The organism is Natrinema salifodinae (assembly GCF_900110455.1).
Classification (GTDB): domain Archaea; phylum Halobacteriota; class Halobacteria; order Halobacteriales; family Natrialbaceae; genus Natrinema; species Natrinema salifodinae.
The window spans coordinates 659483-680603 of the sequence record NZ_FOIS01000003.1 but is presented as its reverse complement, the minus strand read 5'-3'; the positions used below and the strand labels follow the sequence as shown (position 1 = coordinate 680603).

At 67.9% G+C, this 21121-nt stretch carries 22 protein-coding genes; 13 read left to right on the top strand and 9 right to left on the bottom strand.

What is annotated here, in order from left to right; all coding sequences use genetic code 11:
* Positions 1-40: 40 nt before the first annotated feature.
* From lysS to BMY29_RS13340, 3 genes are all read right to left on the bottom strand, one after another.
* A complete protein-coding gene (gene lysS, locus BMY29_RS13350) occupies positions 41-1744 on the bottom strand; it encodes a lysine--tRNA ligase (protein WP_049992106.1) in 1704 nt (567 codons plus the stop codon).
* Positions 1741-2466 (bottom strand): UMP kinase, encoded by a 726-nt coding sequence (gene pyrH, locus BMY29_RS13345; RefSeq protein WP_049992107.1) that lies wholly within the window; start codon positions 2464-2466, stop codon positions 1741-1743. Before pyrH ends, lysS begins: the two co-directional genes overlap by 4 nt.
* Positions 2467-2606: 140 nt before the next feature.
* The gene (locus BMY29_RS13340; protein ID WP_049992108.1) at positions 2607-3635 is read right to left on the bottom strand and encodes a CapA family protein; all 1029 of its coding nucleotides are present in this window, start codon (positions 3633-3635) and stop codon (positions 2607-2609) included.
* Positions 3636-3797: 162 nt separating this feature from the next.
* Here BMY29_RS13340 and BMY29_RS13335 point away from each other — a divergent pair, with 162 nt between their 5' ends.
* From BMY29_RS13335 to BMY29_RS13325, 3 genes are all read left to right on the top strand, one after another.
* Positions 3798-4631 carry a molybdopterin synthase gene (locus BMY29_RS13335; protein ID WP_049992109.1) on the top strand — a complete coding sequence of 278 codons (834 nt, stop codon included), beginning with the start codon at positions 3798-3800 and terminating at the stop codon, positions 4629-4631.
* Positions 4632-4887: 256 nt separating this feature from the next.
* Positions 4888-5127 carry a DUF7123 family protein gene (locus BMY29_RS13330; RefSeq protein ID WP_049992110.1) on the top strand — a complete coding sequence of 80 codons (240 nt, stop codon included), beginning with the start codon at positions 4888-4890 and terminating at the stop codon, positions 5125-5127.
* A 252-nt stretch (positions 5128-5379) separates the two neighbouring features.
* Positions 5380-6537, top strand: coding sequence for a site-2 protease family protein (locus BMY29_RS13325; protein ID WP_049992111.1), 1158 nt, complete (start codon positions 5380-5382; stop codon positions 6535-6537).
* 60 nt (positions 6538-6597) lie between these two features.
* Here the strand turns inward: BMY29_RS13325 and thiL are convergent, their stop codons facing one another.
* Entirely contained in the window at positions 6598-7482 is an 885-nt protein-coding gene (gene thiL / locus BMY29_RS13320; RefSeq protein WP_049992112.1) for a thiamine-phosphate kinase, read from the bottom strand.
* A gap of 98 nt (positions 7483-7580) precedes the next feature.
* On the opposite strand from thiL, the gene BMY29_RS13315 reads away from it, so the two are divergent.
* The 4 genes from BMY29_RS13315 to hisS all read left to right on the top strand — a co-directional run bounded on the left by BMY29_RS13315 (position 7581) and on the right by hisS (position 10491).
* Positions 7581-8036, top strand: a complete 456-nt coding sequence (locus BMY29_RS13315) for a 30S ribosomal protein S19e (RefSeq protein ID WP_049992113.1) — start codon at positions 7581-7583, stop codon at positions 8034-8036.
* Positions 8037-8141: 105 nt separating this feature from the next.
* On the top strand, positions 8142-8492 hold the full coding sequence (locus BMY29_RS13310) for a DNA-binding protein (RefSeq protein ID WP_049992114.1): 351 nt from the start codon (positions 8142-8144) through the stop codon (positions 8490-8492).
* Positions 8492-9082, top strand: coding sequence for a DUF7411 family protein (locus tag BMY29_RS13305; protein WP_074854759.1), 591 nt, complete (start codon positions 8492-8494; stop codon positions 9080-9082). Before BMY29_RS13310 ends, BMY29_RS13305 begins: the two co-directional genes overlap by 1 nt.
* A 110-nt stretch (positions 9083-9192) precedes the next feature.
* On the top strand, positions 9193-10491 hold the full coding sequence (hisS, locus tag BMY29_RS13300; RefSeq protein ID WP_049992192.1) for a histidine--tRNA ligase: 1299 nt from the start codon (positions 9193-9195) through the stop codon (positions 10489-10491).
* 168 nt (positions 10492-10659) lie between these two features.
* On the opposite strand, the gene BMY29_RS13295 is transcribed toward hisS, so the two are convergent.
* Complete coding sequence (locus tag BMY29_RS13295; protein ID WP_049992193.1) at positions 10660-10932, bottom strand: hypothetical protein; 273 nt, start codon at positions 10930-10932, stop codon at positions 10660-10662.
* Positions 10933-11039: 107 nt separating this feature from the next.
* Here BMY29_RS13295 and BMY29_RS13290 point away from each other — a divergent pair, with 107 nt between their 5' ends.
* The 3 genes from BMY29_RS13290 to BMY29_RS13280 all read left to right on the top strand — a co-directional run bounded on the left by BMY29_RS13290 (position 11040) and on the right by BMY29_RS13280 (position 13858).
* Positions 11040-12527, top strand: coding sequence for a sulfatase family protein (locus tag BMY29_RS13290; protein ID WP_049992194.1), 1488 nt, complete (start codon positions 11040-11042; stop codon positions 12525-12527).
* A 297-nt stretch (positions 12528-12824) separates the two neighbouring features.
* Complete coding sequence (locus tag BMY29_RS13285; protein WP_049992195.1) at positions 12825-13241, top strand: DoxX family protein; 417 nt, start codon at positions 12825-12827, stop codon at positions 13239-13241.
* A 170-nt stretch (positions 13242-13411) separates the two neighbouring features.
* The gene (locus BMY29_RS13280; RefSeq protein WP_049992196.1) at positions 13412-13858 is read left to right on the top strand and encodes a hypothetical protein; all 447 of its coding nucleotides are present in this window, start codon (positions 13412-13414) and stop codon (positions 13856-13858) included.
* A gap of 15 nt (positions 13859-13873) precedes the next feature.
* On the opposite strand, the gene BMY29_RS13275 is transcribed toward BMY29_RS13280, so the two are convergent.
* The 3 genes from BMY29_RS13275 to BMY29_RS13265 all read right to left on the bottom strand — a co-directional run bounded on the left by BMY29_RS13275 (position 13874) and on the right by BMY29_RS13265 (position 17323).
* Positions 13874-14398: a desampylase gene (locus BMY29_RS13275; RefSeq protein WP_049992197.1), complete on the bottom strand. Its 525-nt coding sequence runs from the start codon at positions 14396-14398 to the stop codon at positions 13874-13876.
* Between the two features lie 2 nt (positions 14399-14400).
* Positions 14401-15384 (bottom strand): cobalamin-binding protein, encoded by a 984-nt coding sequence (locus BMY29_RS13270; protein ID WP_049992198.1) that lies wholly within the window; start codon positions 15382-15384, stop codon positions 14401-14403.
* 73 nt (positions 15385-15457) lie between these two features.
* Entirely contained in the window at positions 15458-17323 is a 1866-nt protein-coding gene (locus tag BMY29_RS13265; RefSeq protein WP_049992199.1) for a molybdopterin biosynthesis protein, read from the bottom strand.
* Between the two features lie 104 nt (positions 17324-17427).
* On the opposite strand from BMY29_RS13265, the gene BMY29_RS13260 reads away from it, so the two are divergent.
* On the top strand, positions 17428-18555 hold the full coding sequence (locus BMY29_RS13260) for a serine hydrolase domain-containing protein (RefSeq protein ID WP_049992200.1): 1128 nt from the start codon (positions 17428-17430) through the stop codon (positions 18553-18555).
* Positions 18556-18621: 66 nt separating this feature from the next.
* Here BMY29_RS13260 and BMY29_RS13255 read toward each other — a convergent pair whose 3' ends face one another.
* Positions 18622-18816, bottom strand: coding sequence for a hypothetical protein (locus tag BMY29_RS13255; protein ID WP_049992201.1), 195 nt, complete (start codon positions 18814-18816; stop codon positions 18622-18624).
* 141 nt (positions 18817-18957) lie between these two features.
* Here BMY29_RS13255 and BMY29_RS13250 point away from each other — a divergent pair, with 141 nt between their 5' ends.
* The gene (locus BMY29_RS13250) at positions 18958-19371 is read left to right on the top strand and encodes a hypothetical protein (protein ID WP_049992207.1); all 414 of its coding nucleotides are present in this window, start codon (positions 18958-18960) and stop codon (positions 19369-19371) included.
* 80 nt (positions 19372-19451) lie between these two features.
* On the top strand, positions 19452-20798 hold the full coding sequence (locus BMY29_RS13245; protein ID WP_049992202.1) for a TIGR00341 family protein: 1347 nt from the start codon (positions 19452-19454) through the stop codon (positions 20796-20798).
* The last annotated feature ends 323 nt before the right edge of the window (positions 20799-21121 follow it).

Here is a 21121-nt window from a genome sequence, read left to right as displayed (position 1 = left end):
ACGGGAGCCGGCGACGGGCCGTCTGCGGGGCCGGCCGCGCTTACCGTTCCCGGCGCAGCCTAGCGACGACGAACTCTCGGTCGACCTTCGCGAGGAAAGGGCCGAGCTTCGGGCCCTGGTCCTCGTCGAAGAACAGCCGGTAGCCCGCGCCGAAGAAGTCGCCGATGTCGACGTCGTGGCGCTTGGCGGTCTCGTAGATCTCGCCCTGAATCTCGTCGGGTTCGTGGCCCTCCGCGATGTAGTCGGCGAGTTCCTCGAGGGCGTCTTCGGTCGCCCCGTCGAAGTCGTGGTCGGGAATCTCCGCGCGCTTGAGTTCGTAGTCGAACTCGTTTTCGGTCCGGCGCGCCCAGTTTCGGGCCCGCTCGACGCGCGCGAGGGCGTCCTCGACGGCCCATTCGGGGGCGTCGTCGGGGATGTGGCCCTCGCGGCGGGCGATCTCCTCGCGCAGGTCGGGGTCGTCGGTCATCCCCAGCACCGCGGCGAAGGTGTAGGGGAGCCGGAGCCGCTCCTCGCGAGGCTCCTCGACCACGAACGGGTAGACGCGCTCGGCGAACGCTTTCTCGTCCTCGCTGGCTTCGATTTCGCCGAAGTAGATCCGCTCGAACCGGTCGAACTCGTCGACGAGCTGGTCGAGGCGCTCGATGCTGAAGTCCCGGGCCTTCGAGGGGTCCTTCGCGAAGAAGTACCGGAGGACCTCGGGTTCGAGCAGCTCGAGGACATCCGAGACCAGAATGACGTTGCCCTCGGAGGAGGAAAACGGCTCGCCGTCGAGGGTGAACCACTCGTAGACCATCGGGACCGGCGGCTCGATCTCTAAGACGTTCCGTGCGACGTCCTGGCCGCTAGGCCAGGAGCCCTCGGCGTGGTCCTTCCCGAAGGGCTCGAAGTCGACGCCCAGAATCTGCCACTGGCCTGGCCACTCGAAACGCCAGGGGAGCTTGCCCTCGCGCAGCGTCGCGGTGCCCTCGTGGCCGCAGCCCTCGACGGTCCGGTCGCCGGCGTCCATGTCGGTACACTCGTAGTCGACGGTCGGCGTCTCGCCTTCGAGATCGACGCTCGTCACCGTCTCGGTGATCTTGCCGCAGTTCTCGCAGATCGGATTGAACGGGACGTACTCCTCGTCGACCTTGTCCTGGTACTCCGAGAGGACCTCGCGGGCGCGGTCCTGATGCTCGAGGACGTATCGGGTGACGTTCTCGAACTCGCCAGTTTCGTACAGCTCCGTGTTCGAGATCATGTCGATCGGCACGTCGACGGCGTCGGCGCTGTCCTGAATGATGGTCGAGAAGTGGTCGCCGTAGGAGTCACAGCAGCCGAAGGGGTCGGGGATATCGGTGTAGGGCGCTCCGAGGTTCCGTCCGAGCGCACCCGCGTCCACGTCGCCCAGATCGACGAGGTTCCCATCGAGGTCACAGAGCGTACGCGGAAGCTTCCGGAGCGGGTCGCGGTCGTCGGCGGTGAAGACCTGGCGGACCTCGTACCCCCGGTCGCGCAGCACCTCGGCGACGAAGTAGCCGCGCATGATCTCGTTGACGTTGCCGAGGTGGGGAACGCCCGAGGGCGAGATGCCGCCCTTGATGACGATCGGCTCTTCGGGATTCCGTTCTTCCACGCGGTCTGCGACCGTGTCCGCCCAGAACGCGTGGCGCGTCTCCCCGGCCTCCTCGCGCTGGAGGGTGTAGGGGCTGATCGCAGCCGAGTCCGCAGTCGCGTCGTCGGCGTCGCTGTCGCCGTCGGCGCTCATTGCTCGTCGCTCGCCCAGTAGGTCGGTTCCGCGCCGGCACCGTCGGGAATGATGTCGGTACCGCCGTGTTCGCCGTGCCGGACCGCGCGGGCGATCCGGTCGGGGTCGGTGCCGTCGAGGACGATGGTGCGCATGCCCGAGCGCTCGATGATCTTCGCTGCCAGCAGGTCGACGGGCGCCGAGGCCCCGGCGTTCATCTCGAGGCCGGCGATGACGTCGACCAGCTCCGTGGCCGAGAGCTCGTCGTACTTGATCGCGTCGTCGTCCTCGTTAGGGTCGTCGCTGTAGACGCCGGGGACGCTCGTCGCGTAGACGAGCAGGTCGGCGTCGATGTACTCCGCGAGGGCGGCCCCGACCGCGTCGGTCGTTTGGGCCGGCGCGACACCGCCCATGATGCAGATGTCGTCCCGTCGAAGCGCCTCGCTCGCGTCCTCGTAGTCGAGGGCGGGTGCGGTCACCGACCCCTCGCTCAGCGCGGCGATGAGCAGCCTGGCGTTGAGTCTGGTGACGTCGATTCCCAGCTGGTCGAGTTCGATTTCGTTGGCCCCGAGGTCGCGGGCGGCCGAGATGTACTCGCGCGCGACGCCGCCGCCGCCGACGACGGCACCGATCCGACAGCCGTCCGCCACGAGGTCTTCGATGACGGCAGCGTGCTCGGCGACCCGGTCCGCGCCGGGTTCCGGGACGAGGACGCTTCCGCCGATAGAGACGACCACTTTCATACTACACCGGTGTAGCGGAGTTGCTATCTTAAGGGTTGCCAACTCCCCGGACGACACGGTGACACACCGCTCGACGGCCGACGCTCGCCCGTCGCCGAACGGCTCCCGTCAGCCGGGCCGCCCGGCCGTCCCTTCCTCCCCTACTCGTCCTCGAGCGAAAGGACCAGGCCGGCTCCCGATCGCTCGAATTCGGTTCCGAACGGTTCGGACAGCTCGCGCATCCGCTCGCGGGACCAGGCGGCCGCTGCCGGTCCGGCCTCGTGGACCGCATAGCCGTCGATCTCGGTCGGATGCAATCGGAGTTCGCGGAGCCGACACCCGCCATCACCGTCGGGCGTCACCGCCAGTACGAACAGAAAGCTCCGGTCGTTGTGCAACGCGTCGTCGACCGCGTAGTCGTCGACGAAGTCGCCCGCGTCGTAGACGATTGGCCGCCCGTCGTGGACCTCGATCCCTTGAAAGACGTGGGCGCTGTGGCCGTGAACGACGTCGACGCCTTCGTCGACCAGCCAGCGGCCGAACGCCCGGAAGGACTCGGGCGGCTCCGTCACCATGTTCGGCCCCCAGTGCAGCGAGGCGACGACCAAGTCAGGGTTCGTTTCGCGTGCGCGCCGAAGCGCCTCGCGAACGCGCCGGCGGGTCTCCGCGTCGTCGATGTCGATCTCGATCCGCGCCGTGCCCGGCGCATTCTCGTCTGCGGCGTATTCGGGGGTGTTGTCGGTGAACGAGACGACCGCCAGGTCGAGTTCGATCGGTTCGTCCGGGCCACCGATCGTCCGCACCGCCGGGTCGAGGGCTTCGTCGATCGTTTCCCCGGCGCCCGTGCGGGCGATATCGGCTTCGTCGAGGGACATAAGAGTGTCCCGCAACGCCACCTCCTCGTAGTCGAGCACGTGGTTGTTCGCCAGCGCACAGACGTCGACGCCGGCGCGTTCGAGCGCCGGAACCGCCCAGTCCGGATCGGCCCGGAAGTGAAACGGCCGGTGTGTGCGCCGCCACTCTCGGCCCCGCGTCGAGAGGCAACACTCGAGGTTGATCACCAGGCCGTCTATCGCGCGCAGGCGTTCGAGCACGTTCCCCCACACCGCGTCGACCGAACGGCGGCGCTGGCGGTCGTCGACGAGCCGCCCGAGCATGACGTCGCCCGTGAAGCCGATTCGGAGGGGCATGCTCGAGCGTTCATCGCGCAGGTGCAAAGTCCCGCAGCCCGTCCGCCGGGATACTCGATTACCGGTCGCCGAGGGTATCGGCCAGAGCCGAATCCAACCGCAATAGCCGCTTCTGCGGCATGCGTCGACAGCTACAAAGTCCGACCGATCCATAGCACGACTATGCACGTACTCGGTGTTCGCGACGAGGGGGCCGGCTCCGAGACCGTCGAGTCGGTGGTCGATCGCCTCGTCGACCGGCTCTCGGAACGCGGCCGCGTCGGCGTCGTCAGGTACGACGCGACGATCGCCGACGGCACGCACGCGGGCGAATCGCTCACGGTCGGCGGCGACGTCACCTACGACCTCGGCGCCGACGGCGACTGGACCGCCTCGGGCACGGGCTTGTCCGTCGGCGAGGCGCTCGACCGCCTGGTGACCGATTGCGACTACGCGATCGTCGTCGGCGTGTCGTCGCTCCGGTACCCGTCGGTCGCCGTCGGCGCGGTCGACGCCGCGGATGAAGACGAGTCCGTTCTCGCAAGCGTCGAGCGCCCCGGCGACCTCGATCTCGACGGTCTGGTGGCCGCCCTCGAGTCGACCGAGCCCTACGAGACCCTCGAGTCGTTAGTGGCCCGCGTCAAGCGATCGCCGAACGCCGGGCGGGCGGGCGCGATCGCGACGTTCACCGGCCGGGTCAGAGGGAAAGACAGCGCGGACGATGCGCGCACGCAGTACCTCGAGTTCGAGAAGTACGAGGGCGTGGCGGACGAGCGGATGGCTGCCCTGAAAACGGATCTCGAGGCGCGAGACGGCGTCTTCGACGTGGAGCTCTACCACCGGACGGGCGTCGTCGAGGACGGCGAGGACATCGTCTTCGTCGTCGTGCTCGCCGGTCACCGCGAAGAGGCGTTTCGGACCGTTGAGGACGGAATCAACCGCCTGAAGGACGAAGTTCCCCTGTTCAAGAAGGAGGTGACGGTCGAGGACGAGTTCTGGGTTCACGAGCGATCCTAACAGTTATATTCGTTCGGCGAGTGGGCTGAAATAGGAAAACGGTCGGGAATGGAAACATTGTCCTGCCCATTGCAGTCAGTCCCGATATAATAAGTTAGAGGCGGTTATAAAACGTCTCGGCGGCGCTAAGGCCATTGTAAATAGTCATGCCCAAAGGAATAAAACGTCTCTTACCCACCGGATAACTGAACACAATCGAAACGCCGCTAACCATCCACCCTTTATAACATCTTGCCATCGGAAGGGACGAGTGTCGATGAGCACGACAGCCCAACCCTCCACGGAAAGCAAGGAACGCCGACTGAAACGCTACCTGCGCGAACGCGCCGAAGACGGCGAACTGTACTTTAAAGGGAAGTTTATCGCAGACGATGTCGGCATGTCCCCCAAGGAGATCGGCGCGCTGATGGTCAAGCTCTCCGATTCGGTCAACGACCTCGAGATCGAGAAGTGGTCGTACACGAGCGCGACCACCTGGCGCGTCGCTCCCGCCTGATCGTCCCCCGTGCTCGAAGAAAGCGATCGCACCGCCCGCCGACTATCCCCGCATCCCTCTCCCGTGTCGGCGCGTCACTGCCATCGGTACTGACGCCATCCGGCACAGCCGCCCTGAACCGTCACGCGGTTCCACCCCGCTATTTTCGCCGCTCGGCCGCGTCATTAGCTGCGGGTCGACCCGCGACCGCGAGAAACGGCTGACCCTGCCGACGACACTCCATTTATACCGAGTGGTAGCGAAACACGGCTGATGGACGACGTCGATCGGTCCGGTTTCGACGGGCCGGGACGCGGCGCGCGGTCGCTCGACGACGGGCCGTCGATCGATCGCATCGAATCGGTGTTCGCGGTCTACGAGATCCAACGCGAGGACGACCGATTAGTGTACTATGGGGATCCGTTGGCCCACCCCGAACGGGTGGTCCGCGAACTGTGGCCGGACTTCCGGGACCACGGCTACGACGCGAACCTCGAGCGACGCCACGGCGAGTACGCCCTCGTCGCTGAACCAACGTCCGTCGGCGTCGACGGAATTCCGTGGACGAACATCGTCTTGCTCCTGTTGACGGTCGGCTCGACGCTGTTCGCGGGCTCGTTCTGGTATCAGATCGATCCGTTCACCGATCCGACTGCGATCCTGCAGGCCTGGCCGTTCACGGTCGCGATCCTCGGCGTGCTCGGCGTCCACGAGATGGGCCACTACGTCATGAGCCGCTACCACCAGGTCGACGCCTCGCTGCCCTACTTCATCCCGGTGCCGACGCTCATCGGGACGATGGGCGCGGTCATCAAGATGAAAGGTCGGATGCCCGACCGGAAGGCGCTGTTCGACATCGGCGTCGCCGGGCCACTAGCCGGCCTGGTGGCGACGGTCGTCGTGACGGTGGTCGGGCTCCACATGCCGCCAGTAACCGTCGATCCCGCGGTGCTTCAGAGTCCCGACGCGGTCCAGATCGAGTTGGGCTATCCCCTGCTACTCGAGTGGCTCGCGGCCGGTTTCGATCAGTCGCTGTACCGCGAGGACCCGACGATGGGCGTGAACCCGGTCGTCATCGGTGCGTGGGTCGGGATGTTCGTCACCTTTCTCAATCTGATCCCGGTCGGCCAGCTCGACGGCGGCCACATCCTGCGGGCGATGACCGGCGAACTTCAGGAGACGATCGCGGCGCTGGTACCAGGCGTGCTGTTCGCGCTCGCGGGTTACCTCTACTACGTACAGAATTACGACGTGAACACGGTCTTCGTCTGGATCCTCTGGGGACTGTTGACGACGGTGCTCGCGTCGATGGGGCCGGCGACGCCGATCCGCGATGAGCCGCTCGGACGCGGGCGATTCGTCCTCGGAATCGCCACGTTCGGGCTCGGCTTCCTCTGTTTCATGCCGGTGCCGGTCGTGATCGTCGGCTGATCCCGTTCCGGTTTCGTCTCGGTCTCGATTTCGTTCCCGTTCCCGCTCTCGGTTCCGTCCTCAGCCGTGCGTGTAGCCTCGATCCGGAAGCGACTCGCCGTCCATGGTGACGCGCTCGCCCTCGTCGGCGTCGCGGACCGTCCCGATCACGGACAGCGACACGTCCGTCGCGTTCCGTACGGCCGCGACCGAGCGGTCCGGTACCGTCGCGACGAGTTCGAAGTCCTCGCCGAAGGTCGTCGCGAGCTCGAGCGCCTGGTCGTCGTTCGCGGCGACCTCACAGACTGCGTCGGCGATCGGAACCGATTCGGACTCGATCGCGAACCCGCAGTCGCTGGCCTCGGCGAGCTGATGGAGCGACCTGGCGAGCCCGTCGCTCGAGTCCATCAGCGCGGTCGCGTGAGGTGCCAGCGCCCGCCCGGTCGCGACGCGGGGGTCGAACCGAAAGAGGTCGTTGGCGCGCTCCGCATCACCACGTTCGAACAGGCGGAGCGCCGCAGCGCTCCGACCGAACGTCCCGGTGACACAGACGAGGTCGCCTGGTCGCGCTCCGCTGCGCGGGACGGGGTCGTCGGTCCGACCGATCGCGGTCGTCGAGACGGTGAACTCCTCGTGGCCGTCCAGATCGCCGCCGACGTACTCGGCGTCGACGCGCTCGCAGACGTCGCGTGCACCGCGGACGAAGTCCAGTAGCTCTCCGCGGTCGAACGACGGCGCGGCGTAGGCGGCGACCGCGGCCGTCGCGTCGGCGCCCATCGCCGCTACGTCCGACAGGGACGCCCCGACGGCGCGCCAGCCGGCGGTGTAGCGGCTCGTCCCCGCCGGGAAGTCCGTCCGCTCGTGGAGCATGTCCGTGGTCACGACCAGGCCGTCGACGGCGGCCGCGTCGTCGCCGGCCGCCGCGAGTTCGTCCGACAGGAGCCGCAGGGCGGCGCGTTCGTCCATACCACCCGTTTCGACTCGAAGGCGAAAAACGGTCCGGGCCGACCGACCGTTGCCGAGATACGATGCTCTTAAATGCCGGGGACGGAAACCACACGCCAATGGCTACGATGTACGACGTTCCGGCGGACGACCTCATCGAGGCGCTCGCCGACGATCTCGCGGACCGACTCGAGGAACCGGACTGGGGCAAGTTCGCTAAGACCGGCGCCGACCGGGAGCTCCCGCCCGAACAGGAGGACTTCTGGGCGACTCGCGCCGCGAGCCTCCTGCGCAAGGTCGCCGACCGCGGTCCCGTCGGCGTCGAGCGACTCTCGACCGAGTACGGCGGCTCGAACGGCGGCTCGAACCGCTACCGCGTCGCGCCGGCCCACCGTGCCGACGGCTCGAAGAACCTGATCCGCACGATCCTCCAGCAGCTCGAAGACGAAGGCCTCGTCGAGACCGCCGAGGGCGAGGGTCGCCGCGTCACCGCCGAGGGACAGAGCCTGCTCGACGACACCGCCGGCAACGTCCTCGAGGAACTCGACCGTCCGGAACTCGAACGGTACGCGTAACGCTCGAATTCGTTTTCGCGCCGGTTTCACCGCGGAGAGCCGTGTGTACCGGTCGTCCGGGTCCGTAATCATTTTCCCGCGTGCAGACAACAGTAAGATATAGCCATGAGTGGATCACCTGACGACGAGCGACTCGAAGAGCTCCGACAGAAGAAGATGGAGCAGCTTCAGGATCGCGCCGAGTCCGGCCAGGGCGACGAGGCCCAGGAAGCGGCCCAGCAACAGGCCGAGGCCCAGAAGAACGCGCTCCTGCGCCAGCACCTGACCGACGACGCCCGCAAGCGGCTCAACACCGTCAAGATGAGCAAGCCCCAGTTCGGCGAGCAGGTCGAGCGCCAGGTCGTCAGCCTGGCCCGTAGCGGCCGAATTCAGGGGAAGATCGACGACGACAAGATGAAACAGCTCCTCAAGGAGCTCAAGCCCGACTCGCAGAGCTTCGACATCCAGCGGCGCTGATGGAGCTCGGACTGCTATACAGCGGCGGGAAGGACTCGACACTCGCCGCGCTCTTGCTCGAGGAGTTCTACGACGTCACGCTTGTGACGGCCCACTTCGGCGTCACCGACGACTGGAAACACGCCCGTGAGACGGCCGACACCGTCGGCTTCGCGTTCGAACGACTCGAGTGCGACCTCGACGTGGCCCGCGAGGCCGTCGAGCGAATCCGCGAGGACGGCTTCCCGCGAAACGGCATCCAGCACGTCCACCAGCACGCCCTCGAACGGCTCGCGGCCCGCGAGTTCGATGCGATCGCCGACGGCACCCGCCGCGACGATCGCGTCCCGACGGTCTCCCGCGCCCAGGCCCAGAGCCTCGAGGACCGCCACGGCGTCGACTACATCGCGCCGCTGTCGGGCTTCGGCCGCGCGGCTGTCGACCGTCTGGTCGACGCGCGATTGGACGTGACCGTCGGTCCGAGCGAGGAGATCGACAGGGCCGATTACGAGGCGGAGCTGCGAGCGGTGATCGCCGAGCAAGAGGGTCCCGCGGCGATTGCGGAGTACTTCCCCGATCACAATCAGACGTACGTGACGAACGTTCGCTGACCGCCGATGCGGACGTGGCCGTCCTGACGCAACGTCCGACGCGGTACATGCCGGAGCCGGGACGTCCCCGAACGGAAGGATAGAAGTTCGCCGTCCCCGAACGACGTAGCATGTACGACCGGATCAAGGGCTTTCGTGACTTCTATCCCGGCGAGATGGCCGCCAGGCGGGCGACCATCGACGGTTTAGAGGACGCGGCCCGCGAGTACGGCTTCCGCGAGATCGGAACGCCGGCGTTAGAACGGGCTGCGATGTGGACGGACAAGAGCGGCGACGACATCGTCGACGAACTCTACTCGTTCGAGGACCAGAGCGGCCGCCACGTTGCGATGACCCCCGAGCTGACGCCGACCGTCGCTCGGATGGTCGTCGCGAAGCAACAGGAGCTGTCGAAGCCGATCAAGTGGTTCTCGACGCGCCCGTTCTGGCGCTACGAGCAGGTCCAGCAGGGCCGATACCGGGAGTTCTACCAGACCAACGTCGACATCTTCGGCTCTTCGGCGCCCGAGGCCGACGCCGAGATTCTCGCCTGGGCGGCCGACGCGCTGACCGGCCTCGGCCTCACCGGCGAGCACTTCGAGTTCCGGATCTCCCACCGGGACATCCTCGGGGGCGTCGTCGAGAGCTACGAGGCCGACGTCGACACCGAGGCGGCGATCCGGGCGGTCGACAAATCCGATAAGCTCTCGCAGGCCGAGTACCACGACCTGCTGATCGACGCCGGATTGACGGCCGACCAGGCCGCCGAGTTCGACGACCTCATCGCGAGCGGCGACTTGGACGAGGTCAAGGCGTTCGCTGACACCGAGCGCGTGACGGCGGCCGTCGAGAACCTCCAGAACGTGCTCGCGGCCGCGGAGGACTTCGGCGCCCGCGAGTACTGCACCATCTCGCTGGAGACGGCCCGCGGGCTCGACTACTACACCGGCGTCGTCTTCGAGTGCTTCGACTCGGCCGGGGAAGTTTCGCGGTCGATCTTCGGCGGCGGCCGCTACGACGACCTCATCGAGCAGTTCGGCGGGCAGCCGACGCCCGCGGTCGGCGTCGCGCCGGGTCACGCCACGCTGTCGCTGTTGCTGCAGCGGGCCGGCGTCTGGCCGGCGGAAGAAGTGACAACCGACTACTACGTCCTCCAGATCGGCGACACGCGAGCCGAGGCGTCCCGGATCGTCCGCGACCTGCGCGAGCGGGGCCACGTCGTCGAGACGGACGTCGCCGGCCGGTCGTTCGGCGCGCAACTCGATTACGCCGACTCGATCAACGCCGAGACGGTCGTCATCGTCGGCGAGCAGGACCTCGCGAACGACGAGGTGACGATCAAGGATATGGCGTCGGGCGACCAGATTCAGGTCCCGGTCGACGAGTTCCCGGGCAACCGCGAGCGGCCGACCTACGACGATCTCGCGTAAGCGGCTCCATCGGAGCCCGTTCTCGCCGTCTTCGTCATTTTCCCGAACCGACGTTCTCGCTTCTCGGGTGCGCTCTCTCGTCCAATCCGCTATCGTGCGGCCATCTCGACCCGGTTCCTGCGAATCGGCGACTGCGAGCGCGCTTCCCGTCCGGTCGCGTCGATCCGGTTACCGCTCTCGGCGTCTCGCCGTCGTCGACTCGGTCGGTTTCTCGCGGGAGCGTTCGAGCGACTCGCCGGCCCGCGCCTGGTCGCTCCGCTCGCTGTCCGCATCGCTCGCGAGCCGATCGTCGGCGTCGCACCGCTCGACCGGCGAGTGACCGGTTTCGACGAAGTGATCGATCATCGCTCGACTGAGTTCCTTCGCGCGGTCTTCGTCCCCGTCCCCGTCTCCATCGACCCGATACTGCCACTCGCACTCACCGCAGTACGCTCCCGGCACGCGTGGTCCGTCGAACGGACCGGTAATGAACGGTGGGGTTTACACCGTGGCGGCTTATTTGCCACGCAGGTCCCATCATTAACTACGGCGGCGGTGTACGTCGCCTGATGGCCGACACCCGCCCGAACGTCCTGTTCGTGCTCACCGACCAGGAGCGGTACGACTGCAGCGCGCCCGAGGGACCGCCGGTCGAGACGCCAGCGATGGACCGGCTCTCGAACGGGGGCATGCGCTTCGAGCGGGCCTTCACGCCGATCAGCATCTGCTCCAGCGCACGCGCGTCGCTGCTGACCGGCCGCTTTCCCCACGGCCACGGGATGCTAAACAACTGCCACGAACCGGACGCGATTCGAGCGAACCTGCCCGAGGACCTCTCGACGTTCTCCGAGGAACTCGTCGCCGCCGGCTACGACCTCTCCTACACGGGAAAGTGGCACGCCGGCCGCGACCAGACGCCCGCCGACTTCGGGTTCTCCTATCTCGGCGGCAGCGACACACACCACGACGACATCGACCAGGCGTTCCGCGAGTACCGCGAGGAGCGGGGCACGCCCGTCGGTACGGTCGACCTCGAGGAGGCGATCTACACCGGCGACGACCCGCGCGACGGCGACGAGGGAACCTTCGTCGCCGCGAAGACGCCGATCGACGTCGAGGAGACGCGGGCGTTCTTCCTCGCCGAGCGGACGATCAACGCGATCGAGGACCACGCCGACGGCGACCGCGGGGACGGCCCCTTCTTCCACCGCGCGGACTTCTACGGCCCTCATCACCCCTACGTCGTCCCCGAGCCGTACGCCTCGATGTACGATCCCGACGAGATCGAACCCCCCGACACCTACGCCGAGACCTACGACGGGAAACCGCAGGTTCACGAGAACTACCTCGACTACCGCGGCGTGGCCGACTTCGACTGGGACCTCTGGGCCGAAGCGATCGCGAAGTACTGGGGGTTCGTCACCCTGATCGATCACCAGCTCGATCGGATCCTCGAGGCCCTCGAGGAGACCGGCCTGGCCGACGAGACGGTCGTCGTCCACGCCTCGGACCACGGTGATTTCGCCGGGAGCCACCGCCAGTTCAACAAGGGGCCGCTGATGTACGACGACACCTACCGCATCCCGCTGCAGATCCGCTGGCCCGGCGTCGCCGATTCGGGCGAGCGCTGCGAGGCGCCGGTTCACCTCCACGACCTGGCGGCTACCTTCCTCGACCTCGCGGACGTCCCCATCCCCGACGGCTTCGACTCGCGGAGCCTAGTGCCGGTGCTCGAGAACGGCGGCGACCCGCCGGCCGACGTCGCCTGGCGGGAGTCGACGTTCGCCCAGTACCACGGCGACGAGTTCGGTCTCTACAGCCAGCGGATGGTCCGCACGGACCGATACAAGTACGTCTACAACGGGCCCGACGTCGACGAACTGTACGATCTCGACGCAGATCCGGCGGAGTTGCAAAACCTGATCGATCATCCCGAGTACGACGACGCCCGTCGGGAGATGCGGGGGCGATTGATCGAGTGGATGGACGAGACCGACGATCCGAACCGCGCGTGGGTCCCGGACGCGCTGGGCGATTCGGAGGTAGATCTCGCTTGAGTAGGGGTCGTCGGTGGCGCGCCGTAGAGCGGTGACCGACGAGCAAGCGCGGCTCGAATTTCGGTTCGCCGGCGCGGGACGAGCGTCGGTACGTTATGCGGACGCACGGCCGCAACGGGTACTCATGATGAACGAATTAACTCTCAGTAACACTGATGTCCACTACTATCACTAATGTCTAAAAACACATATGTCGTTCTCGTTCCGAGTGGGTCACGTGATGAAACTGAACGTCACTCACCGATTCGCACTGTCGTCCCGTGATCAGCCCGGCCGTTCCCAGGAGGTGAGCCGATAATGGCCGTCACCGGAATCGAGGGTATCATCCTTCTCGTCGGACGTATCGTCTTCGGCGGCGTCATCGCGTTTACGGGCCTGAACCACTTCATGCAGACCGAGCAGATGACCGGCTACGCCGAGCACAAGGGGCTTCCAGCCCCCAAACTGGGAGTCATCGGCTCCGGTATCGTCCTCGTCCTCGGTGGGCTCAGCGTCATACTCGGCGTCTTCCCCATCGTTGCGACGATCGTCATCGCCGGCTTCCTGATCGTCGCCGGCGTCGTCTTCCACGACTTCTGGGCCGTTCCCGAAGAGCAACAGCAGACGGAAATGACGCAGTTCCTGAAGAACGTCGCCATGGCCGGCGGCGCCCTCGTTATCGCGGCGGTCGGCCCGCAGCAGTGGGCCTACAGCCTCGACCTCTCGCTTTTCTAACCGCGACCTCGCGCTGCGGTCCTCGCCGCCCCAATCCGACGACCGGTAGCCGGGCGTGACGGCGGCGCGGAAGCGTACGTTTACGGTCCCGAAGCGGCTACCATCCCGTATATGATCGCCGACATCGACACCCGTCCCCGAACGGTGGACTCGGGGGGTGACCGAGGCCGATGAGCGCGGCCGACGATCCGGACGAGCGAGCCGCCGCGCTCCGCGAGGAGGCCGCCGAGTACGAGGAGTTGGCCGACGCCCTCGAGGACCTGGCGACGGAACTCCGCGACGAACCGGTCAAGGAGACTCGACTCGAGGGGCTGTTCGACGAAGCGAGCACGAGCAACCCCCAGATCTGGAACATCGTCACCGCCTTCATCGACGTCGAGGACGGTCAGGCGGTGGTCACCGACGAGTCGAAGCTGGCGCAGGGCAGTTGGGCGCCTGAAATCGTCGAGGGCTGCGATACGATGGTCACGCTCGACATCGACTACGGCATGATGCCCGACGAGTTCAAATATCGCGTCAGCAAGAAACTGAGCCAGCAGATCGAGGACTTCCGCGACCAGGCGGCCGAGGCGCGCGAGGAGGCCGCAGAACTCGAAGAGGCGGCGGACGGCGCCTGATTCCGCTTCCGGCCGTCAGTCGACGACGACTCGTTCTCGTTCGAACCGACCGCCGGGAGCCTCGCGCTCGTCATCGGCGTCACCGCCGTCACCGTCGTCGCTCTCCGTCCGCCAGCGCCACGAACCGACTGCGAACGGCTCCACCGAGACGATCAGGTACGAGCGGTCGGGCCAGGCCGCCTGCGCGGCGTCGGTTTCGCTCGGGCGGGCCGGACCGCGCGGATGGGAGTGGTAGAAGCCCACGATCTCCTCGCCGCGGTCCGCAAGCCGGTCGAAGATCGCGAGCTGTTCCTCGGGGTCGATCTCGTAGCGCGTCCGCGGCGTCTCGGCGACGTTTTCAGCGGGGTACTGCGAGCGCACGCGGCTCCGTCCGTCGGGCGCGAACTCGCCGCCGAAGACGCCGCAGATCTCGCGGGGCCGCCCCTCGCGGGCGCGCTCGAGGACGGCCTCGCGAACGGAGTCCGGGACGACGAGTTCGGGAGCGGATTCTCCGTCGGGGGCGCGGTCGGTCGCGTCGGACTCGGAATCGAATTCGCTCACGGTCAGGGCTCCGGTTCGAGTTCCGCCTGGTCATCCGTCTCACGTCCATCTCCGAGCGCGTCGAAGGGGACCGCGATCTTCTCGAGCGGTGCGGACGCGAGTGTCTCGGCCGCGTCGAACAGATTCGGTCGGACGATCGGTGCCAGTGCTTCCAGCGTGTCCACCAGGCGCGGCCCGGGCCGATTGAGGTAGTGGTCGCCGTCGAGCGCCCAGACGCGGCCCTCTTCGACCGCGGTGAGGTCGTCCCAGCCCTCGCGCTCGGTGAGGTCCGTCCGATTGCGTGCGATCTGCTCGAGGTCGAACCCGCAGGGCGCGACGACGACGATTTCGGGGTCGTACGCGCGGATCTCCTCCCACTCGCGAGGCCGGGAGGCCTCGCCGACGTCGGCCAGGCCGTACTCGCCGCCGGCCCACGCGACGAGTTCGGCGGTCCAGTGGCCCGCCGTCATCACGGGATCGGTCCAGTCGAAGACGGCTACGCGCGGGCGATCGTCGGCGTCGATGTCGGCGGTCCGGTTCCGAATCGCTTCGATTCGAAATTCCAGATCGGCGCGGACCTCGCGAGCGCGTTCCTCGCGGTCGATCGCCTGGCCGATCCGTTCGACGTCGTCGAGCACGTCGCCGACGGTGTGAGGGTCGGTCGTGACGATGTCGGGAGCCGCGTCGATCCGGTCGACGGCGTCCGCGACGACGATTTCGTCGACCGCACAGACGTCGCACATGCCCTGAGTGATGATCGCGTCGGGATCGAGGGCGTCGAGCGTCTCGACGTCGACGTCGTAGACGCCGCCCTCGGTATCGGCGGACTCGAGGACCTGCTGGTCGATCTCGGCACTCGAGCCCGAGGCGTCGATTGTCGAGCGGGTGACGGCGGGCGCGTCCGCGGCGCCAGGCGGGTAGTCGCACTCGTGGGAGACGCCGACAGGTTCGCACCCGAGCGCGGCGACGATCTCGGTCGCCGAGGGCAGCGTCGTGACGGTTCGCATAGCTGTGTTTACGGGACGCGCGACCAAAAACGGCGGCCTCGGACGACGGGTATTCGGTCGGTGTCGATCCGTGCTATCGCCGCTCGGCCGACACGTCCGACAGCGCGTCTTCGAGGTCGCGAACGCCCGCCTTGTCCGTTCGGTTGGGGTTCGCGAGGACCCGCACCGGCTGCTCGCCGACGGGGACGAAGCCCAGGTCCAGCCGGTCTGCGGTCTCGCGCAGACCCAGGCCGACGTCGGCGTCCCCGTCGATGACCTTCCGGGCCGGGCTCTCGTGGGCGCGCAGGCCCAGTTCGTAGCCGTCGATGGCCTCGGTCAGTTCGCGGCGAGTCGTCCCCCGGTCGTCCGCGAGGTCACCGATCGCGGCGTCGAGACTCGACCGCAGCCCGGAGTCGGTCGTCCGATTGACAAAGCGCAGGTCGCGGTCGATCAGATCGGCCAGGCCGTCGATCTCCGCGGGGTTCCCGGCGCGGACGACCAGGCCCCACTCGCGCTCCCAGCGGCCGAGTTCGGTCGCGTCGAGGTCGCGGTCAAGCGGTCCCGCGGCGACGGCGACGTCGGGGACGCCCTCGCGGAGCCGCCGCAGGCCGGGCCTGGTGCCGACCGAGAGGTACCGCGGGTTCTCGAGGCCGTCGAGCAGCCGGTTCAGGGTCGGGTCGTCCTCGCCGACCCCGAGCAGCGCCGGCGGGCGAACGTTCGGCGAAAACAGCCGGACCGTGACGGACTCGCCTTCCTCGAGGTAGTCTGTCTCGGGACCGACCTCCACCAGGCCGTCGGCGTCGGCCAGGCTGGTCGTCGCGCCGCTGCCCTTGTCGACGGGGTAGACGAGCGTCTCGCCGTCGCTGTCGGTCACGAGGCCGACCGGCATGAGCCGGTGGCGCCCCTCCGCGTAGCGCTCCTGGCGGGCCAGGCGACCGGTGACCGTCGCGGCCGCGGGTTCGGGGAGGCCGGCGGCTTCGCGGATCGCCGGGGCGACGAAGGTCCGGAAGACCATCATCGCGGAGACGGGGTAGCCTGGCAGGCCGACGTAGGCGGAGTCGTTCAGCCGGCCGATCAGCATCGGTTTGCCGGGCTTGATACTCACGCCGTGGAGCAGGAGCTCTCCCTGCTCCTCGATGACCCGGTAGATGACGTCGACCGCGCTCGCGCTGGTCGAGCCGGAGGAGAGCACCAGGTCGCACTCGTCGGCGGCCTCGCGGAGGATCCGCTCCATCTCGTCTTGCTCGTCGCCGGCGTGGGGGTAGAGGACGGGGTCGCCGCCCGCGTCCTCGACGCCCGCGGCGATGGTGTAGCTGTTGACGTCGTAGATCTCGCCGCGCTCGCTCGCGAGGTCCTCGCCTGGTCGCACGAGTTCGTCGCCCGTCGAGACGATGCCGACGCGCGGTCGCGCGCGGACCGGCACCTCGTCGACCCCGAGCGCGGACAGCAGGCCGATGTCGCGGGGCGTGATCTCGGTTCCGGGACCGAGCGCGCGCTCGCCGGCGGCCACGTCCGCGCCCGCGAACATGACGTTATCACCGGGGGCGACGGCGGTTCGGATCAGGACCTCGTCGCCGTCCGCGTCCGTGTCTGTTCGCTCGACCGGCACCATCGCGTCGGCCCCGTCGGGCATCACCGCCCCGGTCGAGATCTCGGCCGCCTGGCCGGCCTCGAGTTCGACGTCGGGCTCCGTGCCGGCGTGGACCTCCCCGACTACGTCGAGACGTGCGGGATCGGCCTCGTCGGCGCCGAACGTGTCTTTCGCCCGGAGGGCGTAGCCGTCCAGGCTCGCCCGATCGAAGCCGGGCACGTCGAGTTCGGCGTCGAGCCGCGCCACGAGCACCCGGCCCCGCGCGTCCTCGAGGGGGACGCGCTCGATACCGCCTTCCAGCGACAGCGAGTCGATCGCGTCGCGCGCCTCGTCGGGCGCGGCGAGATCGCGAAACTCCTTGCGGTTCATAGCGGTCCTTCGGGTGCCGAGGCTAAAAACGTCGGTCGAGTTGCCGCATTGTTGTCCGTTTACACACGACAACGATTAACCGTCCGCCCGAAGTGGTCCGAGCTATGTCACGGCTCGCCGAAACGGACCGCGAGCGCATCGCCGCCCTCTTCGATCGCCACCTCGAAGTCGGGCTCCACCACGGGGCCCAGTTGGCCATCTACGTCGACGGCGAGCCCGAAATCGACCTCGCGGGCGGCGCGACGGGACCGGACGGCGAGGAAGAGACGCCCGAGACGCGCCACATCCTCTTCTCCAGTACGAAGCCTTACGCCGCGGTGACGCTGCACTCCCTCGTCGAGGACGGCGACCTCGAGTATGACGACCGCGTCGTCGACCACTGGCCCGAGTTCGCCGACGAGGGGACGGAGAAGGCCGCGATCACGGTCCGCCAGGTACTCAGCCACACGTCGGGGCTCACCGAGGGCGAGATCGACGACCGGCCGGACCTGTGGACCGACTGGGACGCCGTCGTCGAGCAACTCGAGGAGATGGAGCCGGTCTACTCGCCAGGCGAGGTCCCGGCCTACCACCCGCTCACCTTCGGCTGGCTGGTCGGGGAACTCGTCCGCCGGATCTCGGGCGCGCCGATCGAGGCGGCCGCCGCCGAGCGCGTCTTCGAGCCGCTCGGAATGGACGACACCGGAATCGGGCTGCGGGAGGACGAGGACGACGACGTGGCGACGCTCGTCGCGTTCGAGGAGTTCGACCGCTGTCGCGACCCCGGCGAGGGACTGGGCGACCACACCGAGGTCGCGGCCCCGTTCAACTCCGAAGAGATCCACCGCGCCGTGATCCCCGCCGCCAACGGCATCGGGACCGCCCGGGACATGGCCAGATTCTACGCTTGCCTCGCGAACGGCGGCGAACTCGACGGGACGCGGCTGCTTTCGACCGAGACCGTCGACCGGATGACGACGCTCGAGGCCGAGACGGAGGCCGACGGCACGCTCGGCCGCGAAGCGCGGTTCGCACTGGGCTTCTGGAAGGGCGGTACGACGGTCGCGCCCTACGGCTCGCTCTCCCCCGAGCGCGCGTTCGGCCACGCCGGCCTCGGGAGCAGCGTCGGCTGGGCCGACCCCGAGGAAAACATCGGCTTCTCGTACGTGACAAACGGAGTCCGCGACGGCTCCTACGAGCACGTCGCGCGGGTGAACGCCGTCGCCGACGCGGTTCGCCAGGCGCTGCGATAGGTGTCCGGTTCCCGGTGGTCGGTGCTCGGCCGCAGTCGTCGAGTGCACCGGCGAAAAATCGGTCGGCTATCGGAGCCGCCGGACGAGCCGAAGGAACAGCGATACCGCCGTCCCGATGCCGGGGATCCGGGACGATAGCGCGGCCGCGCCGAGCAACAGGAGTCCGCTCTTTCGCCGGCCGCGGCGGAACTCCATTGCGCTGTCGATCAACGTCGAGACGATGCTCAGTTTGTTCGCCGACCGCTTGTTGAGAGTTGTCATTGCCGGTCGGCGTTCGCCTGCACCGGGTAAAGTGATCCTCGTTGCGAGGGCAAGGCGGCCGGCTTGATCGGCCGCCTCGTGTTCGACCCGCTGGAACTGGCCGGCCACAGCGTGAAGGACGACGACCGCCGAACAGGGCGTATGACTGCGCGGCTCGACCCCGAGACGGACTTCGAGGAACTGACCGCCCGCGTCCGCACGCAGTCACAGCAGGCGCCGGGCTCGGACACCGAACGGGTGACGATCCGCTCGCTCGACGGCGTCTCGTCGGACGCGCTCTCGAATCTGCTCGAGGCCGCCGAGAGCGAGCACCTCGATCCAGGGGACCTCGTGTTCGTCCTCTCGCGGGCCAACGCCGAACTCCTCCTCGAACGGGAGTACGAGATCGACGACGTCGGCGACCTCGAGGACGTGCTCGGCCGGGACGTTCGCGTCGAGGACGAGATGCCCGACGACACGATCCTCCTGTTGCATCCGGAGGCCGTCGACGGCGAGGACCTGGTCGAACCCGAGGCGATCGCCTGCGGGATCGTTGGAGCTGACGACGAAACCTGACGGCGAACGCCGGCGGCAACCGACGGTTACCCGTCCACTGCTGCCCCGAGTACTAACCGAGCCTCGATCGTGGCCTCGGTATGCGCTACCTGGAGATTACGGTGCCCGAGGGGAAGCGACGCACCGTTCTCGACATCCTCGACGAGGAGGGCATCGACTACGTCGTCAGCGACGAGACCAGCGGCAGGGGGTACGCCGCGGTCGTCCGCTTTCCGATCCCGACCCGAGCCGTCGAACCGCTGCTCGATCGGTTGCAGCGGGCCGGCATCGGCGACGAAGCCAGCGTCGTCGTGATCGACGCCGAGACGGTCGTCTCGGAGCAGTTCGCGACGCTCCGGAACCGGTACAGTCGCGGCGGCCAGGTCGGCTCTCGCACCTCGAGACAGGTGTTGCGCACGAAGGCCGACGAACTCACGCCGCCGTTTTCCATCTACGCAGTCATGTTGCTCATCAGCGCCGTCGTCGCCACCGCCGGGCTGCTGGCCGATTCGCCGGCGGTCGTGATCGGCGCGATGGTCATCGCGCCGCTGCTCGGGCCCGCCCTCGCCGCCAACGTCGGCATCGTCACCGGCGACGAGCGACTCAAGTCGACCGGCTTCACCTACCAGGCCGTCGGCGTGACGACGGTCGTCGTCGCCTCGATCGGCCTGGCCGCGCTCGCCCGCCTGGCCGGGCTCGAACCCGCGGGGGTCGACATCGTCGTCGCCACCGAACTCGAGGAGCGGGTCGCGCCCAACCTCTTCTCGCTCGCGGTCGCCCTCGGTGCAGGGATCGCCGGGATTCTGAGCCTCACCCGCGGGTTCTCGGAGGCCATCGTCGGCGTCATGATCGCCGCGGCGCTGATTCCGCCCTCCGCCGCGGTCGGGATCACGGTTGCCTGGGGGATGTCCGGCGCGGCGATCGGCGCCGCCGTCCTCGTGATCGTGAACCTCCTGTCGATCAACCTCGCCGCGCTGGCGACGCTGTGGGTCGCCGGCTACCGTCCGCAAGGGCCGTTCGAGGTGTCTCCGACCCGGACGCCGACCTACACCTACGCGGCGATCTTCGGCGTCGGGCTGCTGGTGCTCGCCGCGCCGCTGGCTGGCGTCACGCTGCTTGACTTCCACACGACGGAACTCGAATCGTCGGCCGAGGACGAGGTCGATGCGGTGCTCGCGGAGCGGCAGTACGACGGACTCGAGAGCGAGGACGTCGCGGTCGAACTCGACGGCGACTACCCGATCCAGTCGGTCGAACGGGTCGTCGTTACGATCTCCGGACGAGAGCCCGGCCCGGAGCCGGGCCTGGCGGACCGACTTTACGAGGAGATCGGCGCCCACGGCGACGGGTCGCTGGTCGTGGAGGTCCAGTACGTCGTCGCCGAGGAGCGAGGGAGCGACGCCGACGCCGAGCGACGGGTGACGCTCCGGACCGCGAGCGGGTCGTAAGTCACTCCCCCGCGCAGTCCGGCACTGAGCCCGGCACCCATCGCGACTTCCACGGGGAGCCACGGCGACAGGTCGTCCGTCGCGATGCCGATCGCGGTGCCGATCCCCAGTCCGATCGCGATCCTGGGGTATGCTTGCTCGGACCGTCTCGCCCGCCACGGTCACCGGCGACCCAGTCGAACTCCGCGCACGGTACCGACGGCCCGCTTCGGTCGACCGATCGACGGAACCGCGAGGGTGGCCCGCTGACGTCGATAGGGTGCACAGCCGACAATCATCTAGTATACTATACTTATTTATCCCACCCATGTGTCGGCCGGAAT

Coding starts and splice junctions, on each gene's coding strand:
- lysS (WP_049992106.1), bottom strand. CDS start 1,744: ATGAGCGCCGACGGCGACAGCGACGCCGACGACGCGACTGCGGACTCG.
- pyrH (WP_049992107.1), bottom strand. CDS start 2,466: ATGAAAGTGGTCGTCTCTATCGGCGGAAGCGTCCTCGTCCCGGAACCC.
- BMY29_RS13340 (WP_049992108.1), bottom strand. CDS start 3,635: ATGCCCCTCCGAATCGGCTTCACGGGCGACGTCATGCTCGGGCGGCTC.
- BMY29_RS13335 (WP_049992109.1), top strand. CDS start 3,798: ATGCACGTACTCGGTGTTCGCGACGAGGGGGCCGGCTCCGAGACCGTC.
- BMY29_RS13330 (WP_049992110.1), top strand. CDS start 4,888: ATGAGCACGACAGCCCAACCCTCCACGGAAAGCAAGGAACGCCGACTG.
- BMY29_RS13325 (WP_049992111.1), top strand. CDS start 5,380: ATGGACGACGTCGATCGGTCCGGTTTCGACGGGCCGGGACGCGGCGCG.
- thiL (WP_049992112.1), bottom strand. CDS start 7,482: ATGGACGAACGCGCCGCCCTGCGGCTCCTGTCGGACGAACTCGCGGCG.
- BMY29_RS13315 (WP_049992113.1), top strand. CDS start 7,581: ATGGCTACGATGTACGACGTTCCGGCGGACGACCTCATCGAGGCGCTC.
- BMY29_RS13310 (WP_049992114.1), top strand. CDS start 8,142: ATGAGTGGATCACCTGACGACGAGCGACTCGAAGAGCTCCGACAGAAG.
- BMY29_RS13305 (WP_074854759.1), top strand. CDS start 8,492: ATGGAGCTCGGACTGCTATACAGCGGCGGGAAGGACTCGACACTCGCC.
- hisS (WP_049992192.1), top strand. CDS start 9,193: ATGTACGACCGGATCAAGGGCTTTCGTGACTTCTATCCCGGCGAGATG.
- BMY29_RS13290 (WP_049992194.1), top strand. CDS start 11,040: ATGGCCGACACCCGCCCGAACGTCCTGTTCGTGCTCACCGACCAGGAG.
- BMY29_RS13285 (WP_049992195.1), top strand. CDS start 12,825: ATGGCCGTCACCGGAATCGAGGGTATCATCCTTCTCGTCGGACGTATC.
- BMY29_RS13280 (WP_049992196.1), top strand. CDS start 13,412: ATGAGCGCGGCCGACGATCCGGACGAGCGAGCCGCCGCGCTCCGCGAG.
- BMY29_RS13270 (WP_049992198.1), bottom strand. CDS start 15,384: ATGCGAACCGTCACGACGCTGCCCTCGGCGACCGAGATCGTCGCCGCG.
- BMY29_RS13265 (WP_049992199.1), bottom strand. CDS start 17,323: ATGAACCGCAAGGAGTTTCGCGATCTCGCCGCGCCCGACGAGGCGCGC.
- BMY29_RS13260 (WP_049992200.1), top strand. CDS start 17,428: ATGTCACGGCTCGCCGAAACGGACCGCGAGCGCATCGCCGCCCTCTTC.
- BMY29_RS13255 (WP_049992201.1), bottom strand. CDS start 18,816: ATGACAACTCTCAACAAGCGGTCGGCGAACAAACTGAGCATCGTCTCG.
- BMY29_RS13250 (WP_049992207.1), top strand. CDS start 18,958: ATGACTGCGCGGCTCGACCCCGAGACGGACTTCGAGGAACTGACCGCC.
- BMY29_RS13245 (WP_049992202.1), top strand. CDS start 19,452: ATGCGCTACCTGGAGATTACGGTGCCCGAGGGGAAGCGACGCACCGTT.